Below are 10244 nucleotides of genomic sequence, written 5' to 3'. Positions count from 1 at the left end.
CTGTCCTAGGAAGTCCTGGCCACGGGTTCGACGACGACCGGTTCGCCAGTGTCCAACTCGGCAGTGTCCAACTCGCCAGCGGCCAACTCGCCACCGCCCGGTTCGAGGACTGCAGGTTCGGGCGGAAGCGCTGCGGGCACCATGAACCGCGGGAGCAGCAGCTGCACCAGCGGCCCGATGCCGAGGGCATAAACAACGGTGCCCACGCCCACGGAACCGCCCAGCAGCCAGCCCACTCCCAACACGACAACTTCGATCAGGGTGCGCGAGACCCGCACGGACCAGCCGGTGCGCCGAGCCAGCCCGGTCATCAGCCCATCCCTGGCGCCCGGACCGAACCGTGCGCCGATGTAGCAGGCGGACGCGATGCCGTTCAACAGCACTGCGCCTGCAAGCATGCCGATCTGGCCGCCCAGATGCGAGAACGCGGGGATCAAGGCCAGGCCGATGTCCGCGAAAACGCCCACCAGCACGGCGTTGCAGAGGGTACCGAACCCTGGCCACTGCCGGAGCGGGATCCAGAGGAGCAGCACCAGGAAACTCACAATGATGACCACCACTCCGATACTCAGCCCCGTCCTGCCGGCCACCCCCTGATGGAACACATCCCACGGATCCAGTCCAAGTCCGGCCCGGATAAACATAGCCAGGGAGATGCCGTACATGGCGAGGCCGATAAAGAGCTGGAGGATTCTGCGGGTCAACATAACGACAACCCTGACAGAAAACTGGCATTGAAATACATAGCCAGTTTGAGATACTGGCATCATGTCCTCTTCGCTGAACCCGTCCGCACTGGCTCGTCTCCTGGGCGAGTGGAACCTCGGCGTCGCACCGGCCTACCGCGAGCTGGCCGACGTCGTCCGCCTCCTGGTCCTGGACGGCCGGGTGGCCCTGGACACGGCGCTGCCCAGCGAGCGGGCCCTGTCTGAGGCGCTGGGCGTCAGCCGCACCACCGTAACGGCCGCCTATACGCACCTCCGCGAGCAGGGTTTCCTCAGCAGCGGGCAAGGCAGCAGGGGCCGGACGCGGATTCCGCGTCTGACGCCGCTGGGTACCACGGTACTCACGGACCCGGGCCTTACAACCACGGGGCGGACACCCGGAACAACATCTCCCGGGATCGCGGCACCGGAGGGGCTGATCGACCTCGCCTACGCATCGCTGCCTGCCAGCGGTGAGGTGGTACATCGCGCGTTCGCGGCAGCCCTCACCGAACTTCCCGCACTGCTGCCGGGCTTCGGTTACAGCGCCATGGGCCTGCTCCCCCTGCGCGAGGCGGTGGCGGCACGTTATGCGGCGGCCGGCGTGCCGACAACCGCCGAACAAATCCTGGTGACATCGGGCGCACAGCACGCCCTGAACATCATCATCCGCGCCGTAGCGGGCCGGCAGGACAGGGTGTTGGTGGAACACCCCAGCTACCCGAACGCCCTCGATGCCATCCGCGCGGCCGGTTGCCGGGCCATTCCGGTGGCGTTCACCGCAGCCCACGGCGCCGGCACTGACAGAGCCAACGGCGGTCCGCCCGCCTTGGCCTGGGACATGCACGCACTGCAGGCCACCATGACTCAGCAGCGTCCCAGGATGGCGTACGTGGTGCCGGACTTCCACAACCCCACCGGGCAGCTGATGCCCGACGTCCAGCGCCGCCAACTGGTCCGGGCGGCCGCGGCGGCGGGGACGGTTTTGGTGGTTGACGAGACCCTCCGCGAACTGAACCTCGACGGCGCCGAAACCAGTCCCGTGGCAGCCTTCAGTCCCGCGGTGGTCACCATCGGCTCCCTCAGCAAATCCCACTGGGGCGGCCTCCGCACGGGCTGGATCCGCGCCTCCGAAGCCATGATCCAGCGGTTTGCGGCGGCACGAACGTCCCTGGATCTGGGCGGACCGGTCATGGAACAGCTGGCGGCCGCCCACTTGGTCCGAGCCCTCGACGAGCCGCTTCCCGCACGGCTAAGCGCCCTCCGGGACAACCGCGCCGCACTCTTGGAACTCCTCGCCGGACACCTCCCGGAGTGGGAAACGGGACACCCGGCCGGCGGCCTGTCCGTCTGGTGCAGGCTGCCCGCACCGGTCAGCACTGCGCTGACGGTGATCGCTCCGGATTTTGGCATCCGACTGGCCGCTGGGCCTCGCTTCGGCATCGGCGGCGCGTTCGAACACTACCTCCGGGTGCCGTTCACTCTGCCACCGGGGCAGCTGGAGACCGCCGTCCTGGCCCTGCGCTCAGCCCAACACCGGCTCGACGCCGCCCCGCAGCTCCGCCGGACCCTGAAGAACGCGCCGGCCCTGGCTATCGCGTGACGCGCGGGCGCACCTGAACGCCCTTGTACCGTTTGCCAGGGCGTGTACACCGCCGTTGCTGGGCGCCGGACACATCGCCTTTGGGACATGATGCCGTTACGGGATCAAGCGGCGTCATTACCGCGCCCTGCGCTCCGGCCCATCCGCTGCTTTGCGGTGTTGGTCCCGGCCCCGACGGGGACATGCTCCGTAGCCTTGGCCAGCCCGAACTGCGGCATCCCGCTGTAGACAACCTCGATCCCGCCGGCGGGCACCTGGTACGTCTCATGCCACACGCCGACGTCGCCGGTCCCGGCGAGTTCCTTCATAAATCGGCGCCAGGGTTCCAGATGAGGGGACTCCCGGTCCGCGGCGAACGTTCGCAGGTGCTCGGGGCTCTCCCAGTAGCTAAGCAACACCGTGGTGCGCCCGAACCACTGCTCATATCCGAGCATTCCTGCCGCGGGGTCGGCGGCCAGGTGTTGGAGCATCCGCGGCATGGCGACAGCCACCTTGCCGACGGTCCCAACCTTCCACCAACGGTTCGCCCGCATGCCGATCAGGAAGACCGTCACTGATTTGCGGCCCGGGTCAGCGGTGTACCGGCCCGGAAATACCTTCTGCGCCATGGGAACTCCTCAGGTTGTAAGTTTCATAACATTGTTTCATAACGTGGTTACGAAACAATGTTATGAAACAATGGACCCCATGGCAAGACCCGTTGTGCATAACGATTCCCTCAGGCAGGACCTGCTGGCCGTCACGGCCGACCTGGTGGACCGCGACGGTCCCGCGCGCGTGAATCTGCGGGATGTGGCAGCAGCTGCCGGAACGTCCACCACGGCCGTCTACTCGCTATTCGGCGGAAAGTCCCAGCTTCTGACCGCCGTCGTGGACGACGGGTTCCGGTCATTCCGCGACTCACAGGCGGCCGCGGCCCCGGGCGGGCTTCGGGGACTCGGCGCGGCCTACCGGACCTGGGCGCTGGAACATCGGTCGCTCTACCGGCTGATGTTCGGGGGCGCCCTGGCCGCCTACGTCGATTGCCAGCCGAGCCCTGAAGCTGCCGCCGCTGCCATGGAGCCCCTGATGGAAGCCGTGGCGGCCGCCCAGTCCGCGGGCACTGTACTGCAGGCACCGGCGGAAATGGTCGCCGTCGCAATCTGGGGCCAGGTCCACGGCCTGGTGAGCCTGGAACTGGCAAAGGTGGGCCCGCCGGACGCAGACTGGGCCGCGGTGTACGGCTCAGCCCTGGATGCCGTCGCCCGCGGCTGGGCCGCCTGAAACTCCTTTTCGCGGCGCAGATTCTCCCGCGACGCAAAATACCTGACGCGAGTGAAATTTCCACTGCGTCAGGTATTTTGCGAGTCGAGAACGAAGCCTGCCCTAGGAACTTTTACGCGTAGACCTTTTCGAGGAAGCTGCCCCAGGCCTCGGCGGTCGCTGAAGAGTCACCGCTGCCACCGAAGTTGTGGACGGTCATGCCCACCGGCGCGCCAAAGGCATTGCGGCCGAAGAACCGGTACATCGCATCCGACGTCCGCAATCCTAGGAAGTGCTCGTTGGAGAAGTCCACCTCCCCGGACAGCCGCCCCACGCCGTCGAGTTTCAGCTCAACCACGGAACCCTGCTCGGCAGAGTCCACGCCCAGCGCCTTCTTCAGGCGTTCAAAACCGTCCGGGGCCTGCGATGCCGCGGGAGACTGGATGTCCGTGAACACCACCGGCTTGCCGTCGAAATACCTCAAGTACTGGCCCAGGGTGTGGAGGTAGAACTCGGTGTGCCGGCTGGCACCGTCGTATTGCTCATCCCAGTTGTCCGCGAAGATCCCGCTGTGGACATAGTGCAGCCGGGCGCGGCCGCCGTCGAGCGGTTCCAGGACGTGCTCCAGCTGGTTGAACCAGCCCTCCGGGCCCTCCATGCGGTTGACCAGATGCGTGGGGTGTTCCTCCACGGTGTTGACCGAATCCCAGCCGTCATTCGGGAACAGCCAGGCGGGAGTGGCGTTGGTGACGGCCTCCCAGACGCGCTCGGGCGTGCCGGGCAGCTCGGTGTCGTAGACGATCTCAAATTTACGGTTGTCAGTCATTGTCCTGCTCCTTGGCTAAAAGGCGTTTGATGGGGGTCTTGAGAACGGGGTGGAGCGCGACGACGAGCCGATGCTTCCGCCCGCCACTTGCCGAAGTGCCGCCTGCTGAGGTGCCGCCCGGGCCGGAGCCCGCGCCGCCGTCGTGATATTTGTCCACCAGGCGGGTCACCGCAACGCCGAGCTCCTCGGCAAAAGCGGCGCGGTCCGCTGCCGTGCGGAAGGTGACTTCGCCGTCGATCGCGAACGTTGCGAGCTTCTTCCTGGCCGCCGCGGCGCCGGCGATCAGCTTGCCCACTTCCTGGACCATCCGCCCGGCGAGCGCCAGCAGCCAGAAGGCCGAGAAGCGGTCCGAGAAATGGTGCGGGTCCGGGGCCACAGAAGCGAGCGCCACCGGCGAAATCAGGTAGGAGGCCGCCGTCGCCTGGAGGACGCGCTCGGTGACGTTCCCCTTGCGCCGCTCCTCCACCAGCGTCACCAGTCCGTGCCGCTCGAGGGCTTTGAGGTGGTAGTTGACCTTCTGCCGCGGCAGTCCCACCTTGGCGGCGAGCTGCGTCGCAGAGCCTGGCACGGCGAGCTCCCGGAGGATGCGCGTCCGGATCGGGTCCAGCGACGCTTCCGCCGCGGCCGGGTCCTCGATCACTTCGATGTCCAACATGTTTCCATCATGCCAACCGACAACTTATATTGTCAAGAACTTTTTTTCCGTCGGCCTTTCGACTCGACGGTTTCCCTGCCGGATCGACGGCGCTGGACGTCGAGTGTGCAGGGAACCGTCGAATCGGACACGGGCGGGGCCCAAGGAGCCGGCAAAGTAGAATGGACCGGTGATGCAATCCCCCCTTCCCGTGCGCGACGGCGTCAACGCCACCCGCCTGCGCCTGCCGGACGAGGGGCCGTGGACCACTGCGATGGACTACATGATGCACCGCTGGGGCCACATCGATCCGCAGGGCATCGAGGACAGATTCGACGCCGGCGAGATCGTGGGCGAGGGCGGCGTCCCCCTGGACCGGGCCACCAGGCTCGAGGACCACACCTTCATCTGGTACTACCGCACGCTGCCGCCGGAGACCCGCATCCCGGTGAAAATCAGCATCCTGCACCAAGACGATCACCTCCTCGTGGTGGACAAGCCGCACTTCCTGCCCACCACCCCCGGCGGCACCTACATCCAGGAATCGGCTCTGGTCCGGCTGCGGAACCAGCTCAACCTGCCGGACCTGATCCCCATGCACCGCCTGGACAGGATGACCGCCGGCGTCCTTCTGCTCTCCACGAACCCGGAGACGCGGGGCAACTACCAGGTCCTCTTCGAGAAGCGCCAGGTGCAGAAGGAGTACGAGTGCGTATCCGCCGCGGAGCCCGCCGCCGGCTACCCCGCCGTCGACTTCCCCGTGGTGGTGCGGAACCGGATGACCAAGTCCCGCAGCTACCTGCTCGCAGAAGTGATCGAGGGCGAGCCAAACGCGGAGACCCGGATCGAACGGCTGGAATCGTTCGACGGCGGCGCTTCAGCAGGTGCCACTGCCACCAACGCCGCAGGCAACGGTGGTGCGCCACGCCTGGCGCGGTACCGGCTGGAGCCCCACTCCGGCAAGACGCACCAGTTGAGGGTGCACATGGCTTCACTGGGGCTGGGCATCGTGAACGACGCGTTTTATCCTGACCTGCTGGACAAGGCTCCGGACGACTACACCAGACCGCTGCAGCTCCTGGCCTGCGGCATCCGTTTCGTGGATCCCATCAGCAAAAAGCACGTGGAGTACCGCAGCGGGCTCGAGCTCAGCGAGGCTGCACAAACAAGGCTTGGAAGGCCTCCGCCATCTCCGGGCTGAACAGCACAAACTCCACCAACTCGAGCGCGCTGGCCGGATGTGAGGCACCAAACCCTGTGACGGCGTCGTACGCGGCCTCCGCTACCTGGCGCCCGTGCCAGCCGTAGACTCCGCCGCCCACCGCCGGGAAGGCAAGGGACCCGGCCGCCAGCGAATCCGCCAGCCGCAGGCTTTCACTGAAGCAGGAAACCAGCAGCGCCGGATTGGTCTGCCCGGCATGCCGGTTGGGCCCTACCGTGTGGATGACCCAGCGCGCCGGGAGCCGGTAACCGGGCGTGGCAACTGCGGCCCCCACCGCCAGGCCGTGCGGGAGTTCCGTGTCGCGGAGTTCGCGGCAAGCGGCCAGCAGCTCAGGGCCCGCGGCCTGGTGGATGGCCCCGTCCACACCGCCGCCGCCCAGCAGCGAGGAGTTCGCCGCATTCACGATAGCGTCCACAGCACGGGTTGTGATGTCGCCCTGGAGAACCTGGATGCGCATGCCGCCAGTTTCCCACCGTAGGCCTCTGGATGACAGGCCGGAGCAGGAATATCCTGTGGGTAGGCGCGGCGTGTCCGGGACGGTTCCCTCGAGATCCAAGAGGTTCCGGAAGGTTCCGGAACTGACGTCCGCGACAAGGCGAGGACAACTCATGGACACGCTCATCGAAATCCCCGGGGACCGCACGGCGGCCAAATTTGCCTACGCAGCGGCGGGCCTCGGTGTCGTGGGCGTAGCAACGCTCGGCGCCATGTATGCCATCGAAGTGCCAAAGAACGGGCCCTATGTCTTCGGCACCATCAACGACGCCACCGGAGGCGTCTTCAACCTGGTGATCATCCCCGTGGTGGTCCAGGTCCACCGGCGGCTGCGCCGGACGCCCGCCTCCGAGGCGGCCAAGTGGCTTGTGGTCGCGGCCAGTGGCGCAGGATCGGCAAGCTCGTTCCTCCTCGTCGCAAAGAAGCTCGATTTCAACGTGTCCACCGGTATCACGGTGGGGGCAATGGTGGTCCAGGCCGGTTGGTTCCTGCTGGCCCACCGGTCCCTGCTGACGTCCGGAGGCTATCCTCGCAGCCTGGCAAAACTGGGACAGTTCATAGGCGGCGCCCTGGTGGTGGCGTTGCCCCTGGCCGCGCTGGCCGCCGTCGAACAGGCGCCGGCCTGGATCCGCTGGGGCATCGGTGGGGCCGGAATAGCCGTGGGAGCCACCGCGTGGGTCGCCTGGCCGTACTGGTATTTCCTGGCAGCCCGGCACCTCAGCCACGAACCGCAGGAAGTTCCCGGAAAAGCTCCGCGGCCAACCCGGCGGAACATCGGTGCCGGGTACTGAGGCGCTGCTTACTGAACAGCGCGCAGCCCAAGGCCGTGCTGCGACCCCAAAATGCGGTACTTTGTGGCCATGGACTTCGGTAACGCGGACAGCTGGGGGGCGGCGATCTATTTCTGGATCATCCCCGTGGTTCTTGGCGACGCCATCTTCCCGCCCATCCCCTCCGAGATGGTGGTCATCACCGGAGGCGCCCTCTCTGCCGAAGGCCGGGCCAACGTCTTCCTGGTGGCAGCGCTGTCCGCGGCGGCTTCCTGGATCGGCGACATGGTGGTGTTCCAGCTTTTCAAACGCCGGCTCAGCCACGTGCTGGACCGCTGGCGCTGGGGCCGGAAAGTCCACCATGGCATCCATGAGGCCATTGCCAGGGCCGGCCGCTCCTCCACCTACGGGACCATCATCGGCGCCCGCTTCATCCCGGGCGGGCGGCTGGCGACGTCGGCCGCGGCCGGCATCGCCGACGTTTCGGCACGGGGCTTCAGCCTTTGCGCAGGCCTGGGTGCGGTCCTCTGGGCGAGCTGGCTGGTCGGCCTGGGCTACTTCACCGGATCGGCAACGAAGCTGCCCTTCTGGGCGAGTTCGCTGATCGGCGTGGTATTGGGTCTGGTGATCGGCGCCGTCGTCGGAATCATCGTGACGCGCCGGCGCGGCACCCGCTCGCCCGTAGACGAGCCCGCCCCCGGCGATTGAGCTAGATCGGGGCCCAGCGGCCGCGGTTGCGGCGGAGCACCATCAGCGAGCCGGTCAGCGCAACGCGTTCGACGGCGTCGCGCATCATCGCTGCCGATTCGCGGGCCTGCTGGTTCTCACCGCGGCATTCCGTGGCTTCCACGAGGAAGCGGAGGTTCAGTTGGGGGACGCCGGCAGCAAGTTCGATCTGGTTGGATTCCACATGGTGGCGGGTCTCCAATGCCTCGACAGCGGCGGCCATCACAGCTTCCGGCGGGTTGCCAGGTTTCAGTCCGGTGATTTTCAGGCGGGTCTGGAACGAAGGCATGCCTTCAACCCTATCCCGGCCGCCTTCTGGTACGGCTAGTCCCGCTGCTCGGGGCCGCCCTCCGGGACGGGCACTGACCAGCGTTCCTCGATGTGGCCGAAACGCCACACGCCCAAGGCAACGAGCCAGGTGAAGATGAACAGCGCCACCGTGGTGTATCCGACGGCTGCCAGGTCGAGTCCGCCGATCACCGCCAGCGGCCCGGACCGGATCCCGGCACTGTCCACCAGGAGGGAAACCAGCTGCACGGAGCCGATGCCCAGCGCAACCGCAACGGACAGCCCCGTCACCACCACGTTGTAATAGATCCTGCGGACCGGCTTGGATAGCGCCCAACGGTAGGCGAAGGTCATGAAGCAGCCGTCGAGGGAGTCCAGCAGGCTCATACCCGCCGCGAAGAGGACCGGCAGCGTGAGGATCGCGTACCACGGCAGCGCCGAAGCGGCGGCACCGGCGGCCAGGATCAGCAGGCTCACCTCCGTGGCGGTGTCAACCCCCAGCCCGAACAGCAGCCCCACGCCGTACATCTGCCAGGGCTTGGTGATCAGCCCCGTCAACCGACCGAAGATCCGCGTCATCAGGCCACCGGCGGGGTGATCTTCCATTCCGGCGCTGGTGTCCTGGCTGGACCGCAGGCGCCGCGCCGACTTGAGCACCTCCAGGAGGACCACCAGGTTCAGCACACCGATGAGGTACAGGAAGACGCCCGAGACTGCCGTGCCGAAGATCTGCAGGCCTGCCTCCGTTTCGCCCGAAACCACGCCCCCTTGATCCGACAGGCTACGGATTCCGGCCGCCAGCAACGCACACAGGCCAAAGACGATGCTTGAGTGGCCCAGCGAGAACCAGAAGCCCACGGTCATGGGCCTGTGTCCGACTCGTGCCTGCCCGTTGCCGCTGTGCCGTCCGCCCCGGCGCCCACCGCCCTGCTGGCTATCGCCCGCGAGTTTCCGGGTGGTGTTGTCGATGGCGGCGATGTGGTCGGCGTCGAACGCGTGGCGGAGCCCCAGCGTGTAGGCGGCAACGCCCAGGCCAACGCCGAAAACGCCGGACGAGCCCACCGGAAGGTTTTCCGGTGCGACAACCACCAGCAGCGCTCCCCAGCCCACGGCATGTAGGAGCAGCACAACCGCTGCCATGCCACCGATCGATGCCCGTTCCCGGCTGGTCAAAGCGGTCCCGGACCGACCCATCCGGGCCTTGGGCTGCGTGTTGCTTTCAGCTTCCGGTTGCTTCATTCCGAGCCTCCGGCGTCCGCGTCATTGCAGAATAATGACATGACTATACGCCCGGATTCGATGAGTGCGCAGCTGTCAAATAATTAGGTTGCGTTATGGCCGGGACGAGCCTATCTTGACAGGGAGGGGGCATAGCCGATGCACGAACTCTCGATCGTACAAAGCCTCATAGACGCGGTTCTGGACAGGACCGGCGGTCAGGCAGTCACGGGCGTCAACCTTCGGATCGGCCCGTTATCAGGTGTCCTCCCCGATGCCCTCCGTTTCTGTTTTGATGTTGCTTCGGCGGGCACAACCTTGGCAGGGGCGCGGCTGCAGATCGATGAACCGCAGGGCCGCGGGCACTGCCGGACGTGCGGCAACGACTTCGCGCTGACGGACATGTTCCTCCTGTGTCCGTGCGGCAGCGCCGACGTCGAAGTGGTCACCGGCCGCGAACTCAAGCTCGTTTCGGTGGAGGTGGCATAGCGGATGTGCGCAACGTGCGGCTGCGGC

The 10244-nt window shown here is 66.7% G+C and carries 13 protein-coding genes; 6 read left to right on the top strand and 7 right to left on the bottom strand.

Annotation, left to right across the window (positions count from 1 at the left end):
• Positions 1-5: 5 nt before the first annotated feature.
• The gene (gene yczE, locus ACZYZ4_RS08185; protein ID WP_463859807.1) at positions 6-707 is read right to left on the bottom strand and encodes a membrane protein YczE; all 702 of its coding nucleotides are present in this window, start codon (positions 705-707) and stop codon (positions 6-8) included.
• 61 nt (positions 708-768) lie between these two features.
• Here yczE and yczR point away from each other — a divergent pair, with 61 nt between their 5' ends.
• Positions 769-2307 carry a MocR-like transcription factor YczR gene (gene yczR, locus ACZYZ4_RS08180; RefSeq protein ID WP_463859805.1) on the top strand — a complete coding sequence of 513 codons (1539 nt, stop codon included), beginning with the start codon at positions 769-771 and terminating at the stop codon, positions 2305-2307.
• A gap of 104 nt (positions 2308-2411) precedes the next feature.
• On the opposite strand, the gene ACZYZ4_RS08175 is transcribed toward yczR, so the two are convergent.
• Positions 2412-2915 carry a DUF4188 domain-containing protein gene (locus tag ACZYZ4_RS08175; protein WP_463859803.1) on the bottom strand — a complete coding sequence of 168 codons (504 nt, stop codon included), beginning with the start codon at positions 2913-2915 and terminating at the stop codon, positions 2412-2414.
• Positions 2916-2994: 79 nt separating this feature from the next.
• Between ACZYZ4_RS08175 and ACZYZ4_RS08170 the strand changes: the two genes are divergently transcribed.
• Positions 2995-3570 (top strand): TetR-like C-terminal domain-containing protein, encoded by a 576-nt coding sequence (locus ACZYZ4_RS08170; RefSeq protein WP_463859801.1) that lies wholly within the window; start codon positions 2995-2997, stop codon positions 3568-3570.
• 112 nt (positions 3571-3682) lie between these two features.
• Here the strand turns inward: ACZYZ4_RS08170 and ACZYZ4_RS08165 are convergent, their stop codons facing one another.
• Both ACZYZ4_RS08165 and ACZYZ4_RS08160 read right to left on the bottom strand, forming a co-directional pair.
• Positions 3683-4375, bottom strand: coding sequence for an SRPBCC family protein (locus ACZYZ4_RS08165; protein ID WP_463859799.1), 693 nt, complete (start codon positions 4373-4375; stop codon positions 3683-3685).
• On the bottom strand, positions 4368-5030 hold the full coding sequence (locus tag ACZYZ4_RS08160; protein WP_463859797.1) for an ArsR/SmtB family transcription factor: 663 nt from the start codon (positions 5028-5030) through the stop codon (positions 4368-4370). The genes ACZYZ4_RS08165 and ACZYZ4_RS08160 overlap by 8 nt, the downstream gene beginning before the upstream one ends.
• A 172-nt stretch (positions 5031-5202) precedes the next feature.
• Here ACZYZ4_RS08160 and ACZYZ4_RS08155 point away from each other — a divergent pair, with 172 nt between their 5' ends.
• Positions 5203-6210 carry an RluA family pseudouridine synthase gene (locus ACZYZ4_RS08155; RefSeq protein ID WP_463859874.1) on the top strand — a complete coding sequence of 336 codons (1008 nt, stop codon included), beginning with the start codon at positions 5203-5205 and terminating at the stop codon, positions 6208-6210.
• On the opposite strand, the gene ACZYZ4_RS08150 is transcribed toward ACZYZ4_RS08155, so the two are convergent.
• A complete protein-coding gene (locus tag ACZYZ4_RS08150; RefSeq protein WP_463859795.1) occupies positions 6158-6688 on the bottom strand; it encodes an O-acetyl-ADP-ribose deacetylase in 531 nt (176 codons plus the stop codon). The two genes, ACZYZ4_RS08155 and ACZYZ4_RS08150, sit on opposite strands and share 53 nt — an antisense overlap.
• Before the next feature lie 151 nt (positions 6689-6839).
• On the opposite strand from ACZYZ4_RS08150, the gene ACZYZ4_RS08145 reads away from it, so the two are divergent.
• The gene (locus tag ACZYZ4_RS08145) at positions 6840-7517 is read left to right on the top strand and encodes a hypothetical protein (RefSeq protein ID WP_463859793.1); all 678 of its coding nucleotides are present in this window, start codon (positions 6840-6842) and stop codon (positions 7515-7517) included.
• A 69-nt stretch (positions 7518-7586) separates the two neighbouring features.
• Positions 7587-8204: a DedA family protein gene (locus tag ACZYZ4_RS08140; RefSeq protein ID WP_463859792.1), complete on the top strand. Its 618-nt coding sequence runs from the start codon at positions 7587-7589 to the stop codon at positions 8202-8204.
• A gap of 1 nt (position 8205) precedes the next feature.
• On the opposite strand, the gene ACZYZ4_RS08135 is transcribed toward ACZYZ4_RS08140, so the two are convergent.
• Together ACZYZ4_RS08135 and ACZYZ4_RS08130 are read right to left on the bottom strand one after the other, a co-directional pair.
• A complete protein-coding gene (locus tag ACZYZ4_RS08135) occupies positions 8206-8511 on the bottom strand; it encodes a hypothetical protein (protein WP_463859790.1) in 306 nt (101 codons plus the stop codon).
• A 35-nt stretch (positions 8512-8546) separates the two neighbouring features.
• The gene (locus ACZYZ4_RS08130; protein WP_463859788.1) at positions 8547-9749 is read right to left on the bottom strand and encodes a HoxN/HupN/NixA family nickel/cobalt transporter; all 1203 of its coding nucleotides are present in this window, start codon (positions 9747-9749) and stop codon (positions 8547-8549) included.
• 138 nt (positions 9750-9887) lie between these two features.
• Here ACZYZ4_RS08130 and ACZYZ4_RS08125 point away from each other — a divergent pair, with 138 nt between their 5' ends.
• Entirely contained in the window at positions 9888-10217 is a 330-nt protein-coding gene (locus ACZYZ4_RS08125; RefSeq protein ID WP_463859786.1) for a hydrogenase maturation nickel metallochaperone HypA/HybF, read from the top strand.
• Positions 10218-10244 lie beyond the last annotated feature (27 nt).

The organism is Pseudarthrobacter adonitolis, assembly GCF_055412845.1.
This window is presented reverse-complemented; position numbering and strand designations above follow the sequence as displayed.